Source organism: Novosphingobium soli (assembly GCF_042432915.1).
GTDB lineage: Bacteria > Pseudomonadota > Alphaproteobacteria > Sphingomonadales > Sphingomonadaceae > Novosphingobium > Novosphingobium soli.
In genome coordinates this window covers 149,891-165,066 of record NZ_JBHLWK010000009.1, presented here as the reverse complement: position 1 = coordinate 165,066, position 15,176 = coordinate 149,891, and the positions used below count along the sequence as shown (strand labels likewise).

The window sequence follows — 15,176 nt, the reverse complement described above, 5'->3', positions numbered from 1 at the left end:
CGGCTCCTCCAAACCCGCTCGGGCTGAACTTGTCGAAGCCCCTCACCCCGAACGCAGGAGCTGTACCCCCCAGTCGCGCTCGAACAGGTAGAGCAGCAGGCGCGCCGCCTCGCCGCGCGGGCCGGCGAGGCCGCCGTCGCGCTCGATGAGCAGGCGGGCGTCGTCGTGGGCGAGCGGGAGCAGCTTGGTGATCTGGTCCAGCGTGGCGATGCGGAAGGGGGTGTCGCCGGACTGGCGCGTGCCGAGCAGCTCGCCGCCGCCGCGCAGCTGCAGGTCCTCCTCGGCGAGCCGAAAGCCGTCCTGCGTCTCGCGCATCAGCGCGAGCCGCTGGCGCGCGGTCTCGGACAGCTGGGCGCCGCGCAGCAGGAGGCAGGTCGACTTGCCCTCGCCCCGGCCCACGCGGCCGCGCAGCTGGTGGAGCTGCGCGAGGCCGAAGCGCTCCGCCTGCTCGATCACCATCAGCGTCGCGTTGGGCACGTCGACGCCCACCTCGATCACCGTCGTCGCCACCAGCAGCCCCGCCTCGCCGCGCGCGAACCGCTCCATCGCAGCGTCCTTCGCCTCGGGGCGGAGCTGGCCGTGGACCAGCGCCACCCCGTCGCCGAAGCGCGCCTTCAGCGCCGCGTAGCGGGCCTCGGCGGCGGCGAGGTCGTCGGTCTCGCTCTCGTTGACCATCGGGCAGACCCAGTAGGCCTGCTGGCCGGTCGCGACATGGCGGGCGAGCGCGCCGATCACGTCGTCCATGCGCTCGACCGCGACCACGCGGGTGTCGATCGCCTGGCGGCCGGGGGGCAGCTCGTCCAGCTTGGAGACCTCCATCTCGCCGTACTGGGCCAGCGTCAGCGTGCGCGGGATCGGCGTGGCCGTCATCGCCAGGGTGTGCGGGGTGCGGCGGCCCTTGCGCGCCAGCATGAGCCGCTGGCCCACGCCGAAGCGGTGCTGCTCGTCGATCACCACCAGCGCCAGGTTGCGGTAGGCGACTGCGTCCTGGAAGATGGCGTGGGTGCCCACGACAATGGAGATCGAGCCGTCCAGCAGCCCGATCAGGATCGCCTCGCGCGCGCGGCCCTTGTCGCGGCCGGTCAGCAGGGCGATCGCGACGCCGGTGCCCTGCAGCATGCGCGAGAGCGTCTCGTAATGCTGGCGGGCGAGGATCTCCGTGGGCGCCAGCAGCGCGGCCTGCGCCCCCGCCTCCACCGCGATCAGCATCGCGGACAGCGCCACCACCGTCTTGCCCGAGCCGACGTCGCCCTGCAGCAGCCGCAGCATCGGCGCGGGCTGCGCGAGGTCGCCCTCGATCTCGCGGATCGAGCGCGCCTGGGCGCCGGTGAGCGCGAAAGGCAGGCGCAGCCGGGCGCGCAGCGTGCCGTCGCCGGCGAGCGGCGTGCCGCGCTGCGAGCGGTTGCTCTCGCGCACCAGCATCAGCGCCAGCGCGTTGGCGAACAGTTCGTCATAGGCGAGCCGGTCGCGCGCGGCGGCGTGGACGCCGCGATGCGCCGCGGTCAGCGCCTCGCGCCAGGCGGGCCAGCCGGTGCGGCCGAGCAGCCCCGGCTCGATCCACTCGGGAAGCTCGGGCAGCGCCTTGACCGCCTGCGCCACCAGCGCGGCGACCCGCCCCTGCGTCAGCCCTTCCGACAGCGGGTACACTGCCTCGCAGAGCTGCCCGAGCGGCGTCGAGGCGTCCGGCGAGACATGCTCGGGATGCACGATCTGCAGCATCTGGCCGTACTGGTCCAGGCGTCCCGCCACCCACCGGAGTTCTCCCACCGGCAGTTGCTTCTTCGCGCTGTAGGACGCGCGGCCGAAGTAGGTGAGCGTGCAGATGTTGCCCGCCGCATCCTCCGCCACGACGCGGAACGGCCCGCGCCCGCCGGGGGCGCGGTGTTCGCGCACGGTGAGTGCGACGATCACGTTCTCGCCGACGCTGGCCTCGTCGAGGTTGGCGATGGCGCGGCGTTCCACGAAGCGGTCGGGCAGGTGATACGCAATGTCGCGGATGCGGGTCAACCCCAGCTTTTCCAGCGGCTTGCGCAGCTTGGGGCCGACGCCTTCGAGCGCCTCGACTTCGACGAACAGGGAGTGGAGCGCTTCGGGCCGCATGGCAGCGCCTCTTAGCGCGAGTGCGCACCGTTTCGCCAGAGCGTGCGGAACTGCCTCGCCGGCGCCGCCGTTGGCTGGCTGTCAGCATGTCACAGAAGTGAAGGAGAAGCCCATGCTCTTGCCGCACGGAACCGTTTTCGCGATCGTCGACGGAGAGAAGTTCGAGCTTTACCGCAACGCGGGCATGGAGGCCGAGCCGCAACTCACCGCCCTCGACACGCCGGACCTCGAGGCGACCAACTACAGCGCCGCGGCCAAGGACCACGACAAGATCTCGCGCTTCCAGTCCGGTGCCCCCAAGGACCGGCTCGACAAGATGGAGGAAGCCGCCCACGTCACCGCCGTCGCCGAGTGGCTGAACGCGCAGGTCCTCTCGCGCCAGATCGACAAGCTGGTGGTGGTCGCCGATCCCAAGTCGCTGGGGCAGATGCGCCGCCACTACCACAAGGAGCTGGAAGGCGTGCTGGTGGCCGAAGTGCCCAAGAACCTCGCCGGGCGCCCGGCGCAGGAGATCGTCCGGGTGCTCCACACCTGAAGCGTCGCGCAGCGGCAGGCTCCGGATCGACCCGGAGCTTGCCCCTGCCCGCGCCGCGCGGTAACGGCGCGCCATGACCGCGCTTCCGCCCCGCCTCGCCCGCCTCAAGTTCCGCGCCTGGCACCGCGGCACCCGCGAGGCCGACTACATGATCGGGTGCTTCTTCGACCGTTTCCACGCCGAATGGTCCGAAGCCGACATCGATCTCTTCGAACGCATGATCGAGGAGGAGGACGTCGACATCATGGCCTGGGCGCTCGGCACGCAGAGCATACCCGAGGAATACCGCGGCCCGCTGCTCGACCGCATGATGAAGCTCGACTACGTCGACATCCCGCGCTGAGGCCCTTCTGAGGCCGCGCTAACGCGGCGCTAACGCGGCGCTAAGGCCGCGCTAGAGCGTACCCAGCAGATGCCCGCCGTCGACCGGGATCACCACCCCCGTCATGTAGCGCGAGGCGTCCGAGCACAGCAGCAGCAGCGGCCCGTCGAGATCCTCGAAGGCTCCGAAGCGGCGCTGCGGGATCCGCCGCGCCATCGCCTCGCCCAGCTTGCTCTCCAGGAAGTCGCGGTTCATGTCGGTCGCGAAGTAGCCCGGCGCCAGCGCATTCACGCGGATTCCGAAGCGGGCCAGCTCCAGCGCCATCTGCTTGGTCATCTGCACCACGCCGGCCTTGCTCATGGCATAGACCGCCAGCTGCCCGCCCTGCGCCAGCCCCAGGATCGAGGCCACGTTGACGATGGCCCCACCCCCGCCGCCACTCTTGCTCCGGTCGCGCATCCCCCGCGCCACCGCGGTGGCGACCAGGAACGCGCCGCGCAGATTGGCGTCCATCACGTAGTCGTAGTCCTCGACCCCCACCTCCAGGACCGGCTGTGCCCGCGATACCCCGGCGTTGTTGACCAGCACGTCGATCGGCCCCGCCGCCGCCACCGCCGCCGCGACGCTGGCAGGGTCGGTCACGTCGAGCGGGACGCAGCGCGCGCGCTTGCCGATCTGCGCCGCCAGCTCCTCCAGTGCCGCGGTCCGCCGCGCCGCGAGCACGACTTCCGCCCCCGCCTCCGCCAGCACCCGGGCGAAGTGTCGGCCCAGCCCGCTCGACGCGCCCGTTACCAGCGCGCGCCTGCCTTCAAGCCTGTCCGATGCCGCCATGCCGCTCTCCTTGCTTCGTGCGTGTCCCGATCCCGCGATGGGCGTGTTCGCGCCCGCGTGCAACGCGCAAGGTGCCCGCGTGCAACGCGCAAGGTGATTGTATTTCCGCGGCCTACCGCATATCTCGACCCGATCCCCGCCATGCCCGATCTCTCCCGCATCCTCTCGGCGACCGCGCCGCTGACCCTCGCCTCCGTCACCCGCGGCGCGCAGCCGCTGGTCATGGCCGACCTCGCGCGCGCCGTCGCCGGAGCCCAGGGCGGCGCCGGCGGCCGCGCGGTCTTCGTCGCCGACAACGAAGGCGCCATGCGCGCCATCGTCGAGGCGGCGCAGTTCTTCGCGCCCGAGCTGGACGTCATCGAGTTCCCGGCGTGGGACTGCCTGCCCTACGACCGCGCCAGCCCCGCACTGTCGGTCAGTGCCCGCCGGCTGGCCGCGCTGCACCGGCTCCAGGCCCGGCGCACGGGACCACAGCTGCTGGTCACCACCATCAACGCCCTGCTCCAGCGGGTGCTCACGCCGTTCCGCATCCGCGAATCGGTGCGGCTGCTCAAGCCCGGCATGGAAGTGGGGCACGAGAGCCTGATCGCGCTGCTGCGCCGGCAGGGCTACCACCGCAGCGACACCGCCATCGACGCGGGCGAGTTCGCGGTGCGCGGCTCGATCTTCGACATCGTGCCCTCGGGCCTCGACGGCGGCCTCCGCCTCGACTTCTTCGGCGACGAGCTGGAGACGCTGCGCCTGTTCGACACCGGCACGCAGCGCTCCACCGGCACCGTGCCCGAACACCTCCTGCTTCCCGCCAGCGAGGCGCTGCTCGACGACGAGAGCGTCAAGCGCTTCCGCACCCGCTACCGCGAGATGTTCGGCGCGCATGCCACCGCCGACCCGCTCTACCAGGCGATCAGCGACGGCCGCCGTCTGGCCGGCATGGAGCACTGGCTCCCGCTGTTCGAGGACCGGCTGGTCACGCTGTTCGAGCACCTCGACGACGACGACCTGATCGTCATCGACAGCGCGGCCCTGGGCGCGGCGGACGAGCGCATCTCCGACATCGCGGATTACCACAAGGCCCGCCTCGACACCTCCGGCCAGAAGGCCGGATCGTACCGCCCGCTGGCCACCGACTCGCTCTATCTCGCGCGCGACGAGTTCGAGCGCCTGGTCGCCGCGCACCCGGTCCACCGCGCCGATCCCTTCGCCCAGCCCGAAAGCGCCAAGGTCATGGACTTCGGCTTCGGCAACGCGCGGGACTTCGCCCCCGAGCGGGCCCGCGGCGACAATGCCTACGAGGCCGCGGCGAAGCACCTCCACGCGGTCGCCAAGTCCGGCCGCAAGGCGATCCTCGCGGCCTACTCGCCCGGCAGCCGCGCCCGGCTGGTCTCAATCCTAGGCGAGGCGCAAGGGCCCGAGCCGCGGCTGGCGGAGACCTGGCAGGAGGCGCTCGGCCTCGCCGTCCAGGGCCGCTCCGCCGCGCTGGTCCTGCCGCTGGAGACGGGCTTCGCCAACGACACGGTCGAGGTCGTCACCGAGCAGGACATCCTCGGCGACCGGCTCGTCCGGCGAAAGAAAAAGAAGAAGGACTCCGACGCCTTCCTCGCCGAACTGGCAGCGCTGACCCCGGGCGACCTGATCGTCCACATGGATCACGGCATCGGCCGCTACGAAGGCCTGCAGTCGATCCCGGTCGGCAAGAGCCCGCACGACTGCGTGATGCTGACCTATGCGGGCGGCGACAAGCTCTACATACCGGTCGAGAACCTCGACGTCCTGTCGCGCTACGGCAGCGAGGCCGAAGGCGTCGCGCTCGACAAGCTGGGCGGCGAGGCCTGGCAGAAGCGCCGCGCCCGGCTCAAGGAACGCATCCGCGAGATCGCCGGCGAGCTGATGAAGACCGCCGCCGAACGCGCGCTGCGGCAGGCCCCGGCGCTGGTCGCCGAGGAATCGAGCTTCAACCAGTTCGTCGACCGGTTCCCCTGGGCCGAGACGGACGACCAGGAAGCCGCCATCGCCGATACGCTGGACGACCTCGCCTCGGGCAAGCCGATGGACCGGCTCGTCTGCGGCGACGTCGGTTTCGGCAAGACCGAGGTGGCCTTGCGCGCCGCCTTCGTCGCCGCCATGGCGGGCCAGCAGGTTGCCGTCGTCGCGCCCACCACGCTCCTGGCGCGCCAGCACTATTCCAGCTTTGCCGAGCGCTTCGCCGGTTTCCCGCTCAACGTCGGCCGCCTCTCGCGCCTGGTGCCTGAGAAGGAGGCCAAGGCCACCCGCGACGGGCTGGCCGACGGCACCGTCGACGTCGTCTGCGGCACCCATGCGATCCTCTCGAAGTCGGTCAGCTTCAAGAACCTGGGCCTCGTCATCGTCGACGAGGAGCAGCGCTTCGGCGTCACCCACAAGGAGAAGCTCAAGCAGCTGCGCGCCGACGTCCACGTCCTGACGCTCACCGCCACGCCGATCCCGCGCACGCTGCAGATGGCGATGTCGGGGTTGCGCGAACTGTCCACCATCCAGACCCCGCCGGTCGATCGCCTCGCGGTGCGCACGTACGTGATGGAATGGGACGACATGGTGATGCGCGAGGCGCTGTTGCGCGAGCACCATCGCGGCGGCCAGAGCTTCATCGTCGTGCCCCGCATCTCGGACATGCCCGAGATGGAGGACTGGCTGCGCAAGCACGTCCCCGAAGTGAAGGTCATCGCCGCGCACGGCCAGATGTCGGCGGGCGAGGTGGAGGAGCGCATGAGTGCCTTCTACGAGGGCCAGTACGAGGTGCTGCTGTCCACCACCATCGTGGAATCGGGCATCGACATCCCGCGCGCCAACACCATCATCATCCACCGCGCGGACCGCTTCGGCCTCGCCCAGCTCTACCAGCTGCGCGGGCGCGTGGGCCGCTCGAAGCTGCGCGCCTATGCCTACCTGACGACGCCGCCGAACCAGGCGCTGAGCGAAGTGTCGGAAAAGCGCCTCAAGGTGCTGGGCGATCTCGATTCGCTGGGCGCGGGCTTCCAGCTCGCCAGCCACGACCTCGACATCCGCGGCGCCGGCAACCTGCTCGGCGACGAGCAGTCCGGCCACATCCGCGAGGTCGGCTTCGAACTCTACCAGTCGATGCTGGAGGACGCGATCCTCGCCGCCCGCGCCGGCGGCGTGGGGCTTGAGAAGGACACCTCCGGCCTGTCTCCGCAGATCACGGTCGAAGCGCCGATCATGATCCCGGAGGAGTACGTCCCCGACCTGGCCGTGCGCATGGCGCTCTACCGCCGTCTCAACGATGCCGACAGCAAGGACGAGATCGAATCCCTGTCGGCCGAGATGATCGACCGCTTCGGCCCCCTCCCCCCGCCGACCGCCAACCTCCTCCAGCTCATCCAGATCAAGCGGCAGGCGATCGAGGCGCACATCGCCAAGATCGACGTCGGCCCGCGCGGCACCCTCGTCAGCTTCCACAAGGACAGCTTCCCGAACCCCGCCGGCCTCATCGCCTACGCCGAGCGCCTGAACGGCGCGGTCAAGCTGCGGCCCGACAACAAGCTCGTGCTGCAACGCGCCTGGGGCGACCCCAAGAGCCGCCTCAACGGCCTGCTGCAACTGACCAAGGGCCTGAGCGCCGTCGCCCGCAAGGGGTGAGCGGGGGGTCGGGTGACGTCGCGTCCGACCCACTCAGCCTGAGCCTGTTGAAGACCTCACGGCGACGCGTGAGGTTCCCATGCTTCGACAAGCTCAGCATGAGCGGGATGAACGGGCGAGGCAGCTCGACCGCAGCCGGTCCCCTCCACACCGCTCAGCCTGAGCCTGTCCAAGGCCCCGCGGCGCGGCGCGGGGTTCCCATGCTTCGACAAGCTCAGCATGAGCGGGATGAACGGGCGAGGCAGCTCGACCCGCAGCCAGCCCCTCCACACCGCTCAGCCTGAGCCTGTCGAAGGCCCCCGCGGCGCGGCGCAAGGGACGCTCAGGCAGCTCGGTGCTCCTCCGTCTCTCCCCGGGCGAGTTCGGCGAACATCGCGGCGCTCATCGGCTGGGCGCGCAGGAAGCCCTGGAAGTAGGCGCAGCCCTCGCGCGCGGCGACTTCGCGCTGGCCGTCCTCCTCGATGCCCTCGGCGATCACTTCCAGGTCGAGCGCGCGCGCCATGGCCACGATCGCGCGCAACACGGCCACGTCCCGGCGGTCGGTGGTGATGCCGTCGATCATCGAGCGATCCAGCTTGAGGTAGTGAATCGGCAGGACCTTGAGGTAGCGGAAGTTGCAGAAACCCGCCCCGAAGTCGTCGAGCGCGACGCGGATGCCTTGTGCCGAGAACTCGGCCATGGTCTGGGCGGCGAGGCCGACGTCGCCGATCAGCGCCTGCTCCGTGACTTCGAGCGTCAGCCGGCGGGGCGGGAAGCCGCTCTCGCGAACGAGGTCGAGCATCTGGCGCGTGTAGCTGGAGAAGGCGAGGTCGGTGGGCGTGACGTTGACCGACAGGCGCAGCGCGCCCGGCCACTCGCGCGCGGCCCAGAGCGCCTTGCGGGCGATGTGGCGCGACAGCGGACCGGTGTGGTCGGCCCGCTCGGCGATGGCGAACAGCGCCGCCGCGCCGATGCGGCCGAGCTCGGGATGGTTCCAGCGCGCGAGCGCCTCGGCCCCGGTGAGGCGGTCGTCGGCCAGGTTGAACTGCGGCTGGAACAGCACCTCGATCTGGTCGCGGTCGATGGCGACGAGCAGGTCGGCCTCGAGCTGCTGCGCCGAACGGCCCGGCGGCGTCACCTCTCCATCGGCCCAGGCCAGACGCGCGCCGTGCTGCTCGTGCGCTTCGCCCAGCGCATGGCCGAGCCGGTCCAGCATCGATTCGACGCTCTCCTGGGCCAGGGCCCGCACCAGCGCGATGCGGGGGGAGAGCCGCAGGACACCCGCGGTCACCGGGATGGGGCGGGAGATCATGTCCGCCAGCTGGTCGGCGACGAGCTGCCAACGCTCGCGGCTGCAGGCCTCGTTGGCGATCAGCAGGAAGCTCCCGCCGCCGGCGCGCGCGAGCAGCCAGGGTCCGTCGAGCTCCTCCTCGGCGAAGTGGCCGATGCGCGCGGCGACCTCCTCCAGCGCGCCGTCGCCGGCGGCCGCGCCGTAGGCCATGTTGATGGCGTCGAGCCGGCGCAGGCTGAGCAGCATGGCATGCACGTGCGCCCGGTGCGGCATCAGCAGCGGATCCTCGCGCCAGGCGGCGACGCGATCGTGCACCGCGTCCAGGCCGGGAATGCCGCTCAGCCGGTCGGCGATCGCCTTGGAGTGACTGTGAACCTTGTCGTGCGGTTTGGCGCCCATCGCCGCGCCATAGCCCAAAGCCCTTGCAAAACCCCTCAAAATTCGACAGCCCCGGTCCCGGATTGGGACCACTGCGCCCCGGGAGACATGATGAGCAAGGACGCCAAGCTGGCGCTGATCGTATCGGACAGCGCCAAGGCGCAGGCCGGCGCCCACGCCCTGCGCGAATCGCACCCCTGGGTGAGCCCCCAGGACGCCGACGTGCTGGTCGTCCTGGGAGGCGACGGCTTCCTGCTGCACGTCCTTCATGAGATGCTCGAATGGGACCGCCTCAAGCCGGTCTTCGGGATGAACCTGGGCACCGTCGGGTTCCTGATGAACGGCCCCGCCGGACCCGTGCCCCTGGCCGCGCGCGTGGCCGAGGCGCACCGCGTGCCGGTGCGCCCGCTCTGCATGCACGCCACCGCGCGCGACGGCGGCACCTTCAGCTATCACGCGATCAACGAGGTCTCGCTCCTGCGCGAGACGCGCCAGACCGCCAAGGTGGAGGTGCGCATCAACGGCCGCGTGCGCATGGAGGAACTGGCGGGCGACGGCATCCTGGTGGCGACGCCGATGGGCTCCACCGCCTACAATCTCTCCGCGCACGGCCCGATCCTGCCGCTGGGCAGCCGCATGCTGGCGATGACCCCGCTCAACCCCTTCCGCCCCCGCCGCTGGAAGGGCGCCATCCTGCCCGAGAGCGCGGAGGTCGAGTTCCGCATCCTCGAGCCCGAGAAGCGCCCCGTCGCCGCCGTCGCCGACCAGAAGGAAGTGCGCGACGTCGCCACCGTCCGGATCGCCGCCTCGGCCGAAAAGGAGCTGACCCTGCTGTTCGACCCCGGCTTCACGCTGGAGGAGCGGATCTTCGCCGAGCAGTTCCAGGTCTGACCCAACTTTGTGCGATCCGATCAAAATTTCCTGCTGCACGGGCTTGCCAATCCCGACGGCGCTGTTATAGGCGCACCCCTGCCCGGCGGTGGTGACACCGACAGGCTGCTCCCCGATAGCTCAGCGGTAGAGCATTCGACTGTTAATCGAATGGCCGTAGGTTCGAATCCTACTCGGGGAGCCAACTTCTTCTAGCACGAGAGACACCAGCCCGCCCGGGCCGCGCATGCGGTTCCGGCGCTTCGCCGTGGGCGAGGGTGGCGTTGGCCGTGCGGGCGGTGCGAGCGCTTGGCTCAGGCCCAGCGCAGAACGAGGGCCAAGAGGCAGGCGGCGCCGAGCGCCAGCTGCAGCGCCCTGCGGAACCGCGCCGGCCGCATCGGCGCGAAGGCTGCGGCGAGCGCCAGCAGCGTGCCGATCCAGAAGATCGCCACCAGCGGTGCCGCGTTGCCGAGGGCGAAGCGCGCGGCCAGGGTGAGCGCGAGCACCAGCGGCATGCCCCAGACCACCGCATCCCACGCCTTGAGCAGGCGCGGCTCGTCGTGCCCGCGGCGGCGGCGCTTGCCGAGCCAGATGTAGGTGCCGGTGGCACAGATCGCGGTCAGCGCGGCGCCCAGGACGAAGTAGGCCAGCTTGACCGGCAGGCCTCCGAAGTTGCCGAAGTGCAGCTTGTAGGTCGAGGCCGCCGCCTGCTGCCCCAGCTCTCCGTCGGCGAGCCCGGCGGGGCCGAGGAAGCGCCCCTGCCCGTCGAAGCGATAGGTCTCGCCGAAGATCAGGCGGCGCGGATGCTCGGCCGAAATCTGGACCTCCTGCCCGACCGTGAGCGGATCGTGGATGATCGCGTATGTCACGGTCACGCCGGGGTAATGCCGGGCCATGTAGCCGAGCGCCCGGGCGACGTCGGGCGCGGCGGCCGGCCGCTTGTCCGGCTTGCCCTCCGCGCCGAACAGCGGCGCATAGACCGCCTCGATGTCGCCGCCGTGATCGAGCGCGGCGAGCGCGTAGCCGGTCACCGCCGCCAGCCCGATCACCGCCCCGGTCAGCGCCACCGCCACCGAGAACGGCAGCGACCACACGCTCATCCGGTTGTGCCAGTCCGCCAGCCCCAGGCCGCTGCCGTCGCGGGCACGCAGGAGGAAGGCATCGCGGAAGATTCGCGGATGCGCGACCACGCCCGAGATCGCGAGCGCCAGGATCATGACGCCCAGCCCGCCCACCACGATCATGCCGATCAGCCCCGGCACGTTCAGGGCGTAGTGCAGCGCGACCAGGAAGTCGGACCAGGCGATTTCCTCGGGTCCGGCCAAGCGGCCGTCGGGCAGGACGTGCGTGGCGCGGGTGTCGGTCGTCACCGTGGCGCGCGGCAGCTCCGCCACCGGCAGGTGGACGTAGAGGTGGCTCGTGGTCGGCTGGCCGTGTTCGGCCGCGAGCGCCGCTTCCACCGCGCGCTGCGCCGCCGCAGGCGCGATGGCCGTCATCTCGGGCGCCTGCGCCTGTTCGAAGCGCTGCAGTTCTTGGTAGAACACCGCCAGGGTCCCCGTCAGGCACACCAGGTAAAGCAAGGCGCCGGCGACGAGGCCGATGGCGGCGTGGCCGGCCAGCGCCCGCTTGACGGTGGAGGGCTCGGGCGCCGCGCTCATGTCAGCAGCCCCAGGGCCAGCGCCGGCCAGGTGGGCAGGCTGGCGAGGGCCAGCGCCTTGAACTGTCCCTTGCGGGTCGCCTGCACCAGCACGGCATAGGCGATCACCGACCAGGCCAGCGGCATCGTGAACAGGAGCATGGCGTTGGCGTTCGCCGCGCTCCAGCCCGCCGCCCGGGCCAGCGCGCCGACGGCCAGCGCGGCGCCAATGGCGAGCAAGGCAGAGACGACCGCCACCAGCGCGAAAGTCAGGAGCCGGCCGCCGATGCGCCGCGGCTCTCCGCGACCGGGCAGCATGCCCACCCGGCGGTTGGACGCCTGGCCCTTGCCCGGAGGCGAGGAGATGGCGGCCCAGGCCAGCGCCGCGAAGGCGGCGCCCATCGCCCACAGCGATGCCACCGCGCAGCCCCAGGCCCCTCCCGAGATCGCGCCCAGGACCAGGCTCGCGAGCAACAGGCCCCAGCCCAGAGTGACGAGGATAAACGAGCGCTGCGGGCGCGACCACGCCGCGCGCAGCACCGCCACGCCGCCGACGCCGGCCAGCGCGGCCAGGGCCAGGACCGCGTCGGCGCTCATGCCAGCAAGCCCTCGGGGCCGCCCGCCGCGACGCGATGGCGGCGTCCGCGCACCTTCAAGCTGAAACCCCGTAGCCGCTGCATCGCCATTCCCCGATCCCTCGGAAGAACGAACTAATGCAACTCATTCGCAATCACAAGGCGAACGTACCGGGCCGGGGTGCCACCTGCGATCCGACCGGAGCACTCTTCCCGAGGCGCACCGCACCTCGGGGACGGTGGCCCCGCCTCAGACGAGCGCGCCGTGACAGTGCTTGTACTTGTTCCCCGACCCGCAAGGGCACGGCGCGTTGCGGCTGATCGCCAGGTCGGCCCAGGGATTGCTCTCGGCATCGGCGCCCGGGGCGGAGGCGGTGGTCCCCTGCGGGCTCCCCGCCAGGGTGCCGAACAACTCGGGCCGCAGCGACGATCCGTCGCCATCCTGGCTGTCGTCGAGGCCGGTGAACGGATCGATGTGACCGGTGAGGAAATCGGGCAACTCAGGAAGCTGCGCCGGCTCGGGCATGCGCAGTTCGCTGACGGCGATGATCCGGGTCACGTCCTCGCGGATCGAATCGAGCATGCGCTCGAACAGGCTGAAGGCTTCCTGCTTGTACTCGTTGATCGGCTGCTTCTGGGCATAGGCGCGCAGGAACACCACCTGCCGCAGCGCGTCGAGCGTGGCGAGGTGCTCCTTCCAGTAGTGGTCGAGGCGGTCGAGCAGGATCGACTTCTCCACCTGGCGCCAGATCGCCGGGTCGTCCTGCGCCATCTTCTCGGCCATGCGGGCGTCCGCCAGCTCGGTGATGCGCTGCTCGACGTCCTCGGAATCGATGCCGTCCTCCTCGATCCACGCCTCGAGCGGAATGTCGAGGTTGAGGGTTTCGAGGACGCGCTCCTTCAGGCCCTGGACGTTCCAGTGCTCGGGATACGAGCCCTGCGGGCAGGCATCGGCGACCAGGGCGTTGATCGTGTCGTGGCGCATGTCGACCACCACGTCGTCCACTGCCTCGGCGTCCATGATGTCCGCGCGCTGCTCGTAGATGACCTTGCGCTGATCGTTCATCACGTCGTCGTACTCGACGACCTGCTTGCGCACCTCGTAGTTGCGCGCCTCGACCTTCTTCTGCGCGGTCTCGATCGCTTTCGACAGCCACTTGGAGCCGATCGCCTCGCCGTCCGCCAGGTTGCTGTTCATCATCTTGGCGAACAGCGTGTCCGGCCCGAAGATGCGCAGCAGGTCGTCCTCCAGGCACAGGTAGAACTTCGATAGGCCGGGGTCGCCCTGGCGACCGGAGCGCCCGCGCAGCTGGTTGTCGATGCGGCGGCTCTCGTGGCGCTCGGTGCCGATGACGCACAGGCCTCCGGCAGCGAGGACCAGGCGCTTCTGCTCGGCGACCTCGGCCTTGATCCGGGCGATGGCCTCGTCGCGCTCCGGCCCCTCGGGCACGTCGCGCAGCTCGTCCTCGACGCGGAACTCGACGTTGCCGCCCAGCTGGATGTCGGTACCGCGGCCCGCCATGTTAGTGGCGATGGTGACGGCGCCCAGGCTGCCCGCCTGCGCCACGATATGCGCTTCCATCTCGTGGAAGCGGGCGTTGAGGACCGAGTGCTTGACGCCTTCCTTGTTGAGGAAGTCCGACAGCAGTTCCGACTTCTCGATCGAGACGGTGCCGACGAGGACCGGCTGGCCGATCTCGTTCTTCTCGCGGATCAGCTTGGCGATGGCGGCGAACTTGTCGAGCGTGTTCTTGTAGAACTCGTCCTCCTCGTCCACGCGCATGACCGGCACGTTGGTCGGGATGGTGACCACGTTCATCTTGTAGATGTCGTAGAACTCGGCCGCTTCGGTCGCCGCGGTACCCGTCATGCCCGACAGCTTGGGATACATGCGGAAGTAGTTCTGGAAGGTGATCGAGGCCAGCGTCTGGTTCTCCGGCTCGATCCGCACGCCTTCCTTGGCCTCGACCGCCTGGTGCAGGCCGTTGGACCAGCGGCGCCCGTCCATCATGCGGCCGGTGAACTCGTCGATGATGACGACCTTGCCGTCCTTGACGATGTAGTCGGTGTCGCGCTTGAACATGACCACGGCTTTCAGCGCCTGGTCCAGGTGGTGTACCACCTGCGTGTTCTCCACGTCGTAGAGGTTGCTGCCTTCGAGCAGGCCGGCGGCCTCGAGCATGCGCTCGGCCTTCTCGACGCCGTCCTCGGTGAGCGAGATGTTCTTGGTCTTCTCGTCCGCCTCGTAGTCCTCGGGGAGGAGCTGCTTCACGATGGCGTCGACCTGGACGTAGAGCTCGCTCTTGTCGTCGGTGGGACCCGAGATGATGAGCGGCGTGCGGGCCTCGTCGATCAGGATCGAGTCGACCTCGTCGACGATGGCGAAGTTGAAGGGGCGCTGGACCATCTGGCTGCGCTCGTGCTTCATGTTGTCGCGCAGGTAGTCGAAGCCGAACTCGTTGTTGGTGCCGTAGGTGATGTCCGCGGCATAGGCCTCGCGGCGCTCGAACTCGTTGAGGTTGGGCACGATAACCCCCACGGTGAGGCCGAGGAAGCCATGGAGGCGCCCCATCTGCTCGGCGTCGCGGCGGGCGAGGTAGTCGTTGACGGTGACGACGTGGACACCCTTGCCTTCCAGCGCGTTGAGGTAGGTCGCGGTGGTGGCGACCAGGGTCTTGCCCTCGCCCGTGCGCATCTCGGCGATCTCGCCGCGGTGGAGCACGATGCCGCCGATCAGCTGGACGTCGAAGTGGCGCATGCCGAACACGCGCTTGGACGCCTCGCGGACGGTGGCGAAGGCTTCGGGCAGGATCTGGTCGAGCGTGGCACCGCCCGCGATGAGCTCGCGCAGGCGGGGCGTCTGCGCCGCCAGCTGCTCGTCGCTATAGGCCTCGAACGTCGGCTCGAAGGCGTTGATCTGCGCGACGACCTTGTCGAGCGACTTGACGTAGCGCTCGTTGGACGAGCCGAAGATGGACTTGACGAGTGCGCCGAGCATGGCGGGAATCCCTGTTTTCGTGAATCTG

Annotated in this window: 10 protein-coding genes and 1 tRNA gene; 5 read left to right on the top strand and 6 right to left on the bottom strand. The window is 70.1% G+C overall.

Annotated features, from left to right (window positions below):
* Positions 1-42: 42 nt before the first annotated feature.
* Positions 43-2,100, bottom strand: a complete 2,058-nt coding sequence (gene recG, locus ACFFJC_RS06185) for an ATP-dependent DNA helicase RecG (RefSeq protein ID WP_379486621.1) — start codon at positions 2,098-2,100, stop codon at positions 43-45.
* 112 nt (positions 2,101-2,212) lie between these two features.
* Between recG and ACFFJC_RS06180 the strand changes: the two genes are divergently transcribed.
* A complete protein-coding gene (locus ACFFJC_RS06180; RefSeq protein ID WP_379486620.1) occupies positions 2,213-2,635 on the top strand; it encodes a baeRF12 domain-containing protein in 423 nt (140 codons plus the stop codon).
* Between the two features lie 73 nt (positions 2,636-2,708).
* Positions 2,709-2,978: an FAD assembly factor SdhE gene (locus ACFFJC_RS06175; RefSeq protein WP_379486619.1), complete on the top strand. Its 270-nt coding sequence runs from the start codon at positions 2,709-2,711 to the stop codon at positions 2,976-2,978.
* Between the two features lie 51 nt (positions 2,979-3,029).
* Here ACFFJC_RS06175 and ACFFJC_RS06170 read toward each other — a convergent pair whose 3' ends face one another.
* Positions 3,030-3,788 carry a glucose 1-dehydrogenase gene (locus ACFFJC_RS06170; RefSeq protein ID WP_379486618.1) on the bottom strand — a complete coding sequence of 253 codons (759 nt, stop codon included), beginning with the start codon at positions 3,786-3,788 and terminating at the stop codon, positions 3,030-3,032.
* A gap of 141 nt (positions 3,789-3,929) precedes the next feature.
* Here ACFFJC_RS06170 and mfd point away from each other — a divergent pair, with 141 nt between their 5' ends.
* Positions 3,930-7,421: a transcription-repair coupling factor gene (gene mfd, locus ACFFJC_RS06165; RefSeq protein WP_379486617.1), complete on the top strand. Its 3,492-nt coding sequence runs from the start codon at positions 3,930-3,932 to the stop codon at positions 7,419-7,421.
* Positions 7,422-7,743: 322 nt separating this feature from the next.
* On the opposite strand, the gene ACFFJC_RS06160 is transcribed toward mfd, so the two are convergent.
* On the bottom strand, positions 7,744-9,090 hold the full coding sequence (locus ACFFJC_RS06160; RefSeq protein WP_379486616.1) for an EAL domain-containing protein: 1,347 nt from the start codon (positions 9,088-9,090) through the stop codon (positions 7,744-7,746).
* 90 nt (positions 9,091-9,180) lie between these two features.
* Between ACFFJC_RS06160 and ACFFJC_RS06155 the strand changes: the two genes are divergently transcribed.
* Both ACFFJC_RS06155 and ACFFJC_RS06150 read left to right on the top strand, forming a co-directional pair.
* Complete coding sequence (locus ACFFJC_RS06155) at positions 9,181-9,960, top strand: NAD kinase (protein WP_379486615.1); 780 nt, start codon at positions 9,181-9,183, stop codon at positions 9,958-9,960.
* 109 nt (positions 9,961-10,069) lie between these two features.
* Positions 10,070-10,144: transfer RNA gene (locus tag ACFFJC_RS06150), tRNA-Asn, on the top strand.
* Between the two features lie 109 nt (positions 10,145-10,253).
* On the opposite strand, the gene ACFFJC_RS06145 is transcribed toward ACFFJC_RS06150, so the two are convergent.
* The 3 genes from ACFFJC_RS06145 to secA form a co-directional block, all read right to left on the bottom strand.
* Positions 10,254-11,597 (bottom strand): PepSY-associated TM helix domain-containing protein, encoded by a 1,344-nt coding sequence (locus ACFFJC_RS06145; RefSeq protein ID WP_379486614.1) that lies wholly within the window; start codon positions 11,595-11,597, stop codon positions 10,254-10,256.
* On the bottom strand, positions 11,594-12,172 hold the full coding sequence (locus ACFFJC_RS06140; protein ID WP_379486613.1) for a hypothetical protein: 579 nt from the start codon (positions 12,170-12,172) through the stop codon (positions 11,594-11,596). The genes ACFFJC_RS06145 and ACFFJC_RS06140 overlap by 4 nt, the downstream gene beginning before the upstream one ends.
* Before the next feature lie 228 nt (positions 12,173-12,400).
* On the bottom strand, positions 12,401-15,148 hold the full coding sequence (secA, locus tag ACFFJC_RS06135; RefSeq protein WP_379486612.1) for a preprotein translocase subunit SecA: 2,748 nt from the start codon (positions 15,146-15,148) through the stop codon (positions 12,401-12,403).
* Between the last annotated feature and the right edge of the window lie 28 nt (positions 15,149-15,176).

Bases quoted from the DNA above. Each gene is read 5' to 3' on its own strand.
- ACFFJC_RS06155 (WP_379486615.1), top strand. From the start codon at position 9,181: ATGAGCAAGGACGCCAAGCTGGCGCTGATCGTATCGGACAGCGCCAAG.
- ACFFJC_RS06140 (WP_379486613.1), bottom strand. From the start codon at position 12,172: ATGAGCGCCGACGCGGTCCTGGCCCTGGCCGCGCTGGCCGGCGTCGGC.
- ACFFJC_RS06170 (WP_379486618.1), bottom strand. From the start codon at position 3,788: ATGGCGGCATCGGACAGGCTTGAAGGCAGGCGCGCGCTGGTAACGGGC.
- ACFFJC_RS06180 (WP_379486620.1), top strand. From the start codon at position 2,213: ATGCTCTTGCCGCACGGAACCGTTTTCGCGATCGTCGACGGAGAGAAG.
- recG (WP_379486621.1), bottom strand. From the start codon at position 2,100: ATGCGGCCCGAAGCGCTCCACTCCCTGTTCGTCGAAGTCGAGGCGCTC.
- ACFFJC_RS06145 (WP_379486614.1), bottom strand. From the start codon at position 11,597: ATGAGCGCGGCGCCCGAGCCCTCCACCGTCAAGCGGGCGCTGGCCGGC.
- mfd (WP_379486617.1), top strand. From the start codon at position 3,930: ATGCCCGATCTCTCCCGCATCCTCTCGGCGACCGCGCCGCTGACCCTC.
- ACFFJC_RS06175 (WP_379486619.1), top strand. From the start codon at position 2,709: ATGACCGCGCTTCCGCCCCGCCTCGCCCGCCTCAAGTTCCGCGCCTGG.
- secA (WP_379486612.1), bottom strand. From the start codon at position 15,148: ATGCTCGGCGCACTCGTCAAGTCCATCTTCGGCTCGTCCAACGAGCGC.
- ACFFJC_RS06160 (WP_379486616.1), bottom strand. From the start codon at position 9,090: ATGGGCGCCAAACCGCACGACAAGGTTCACAGTCACTCCAAGGCGATC.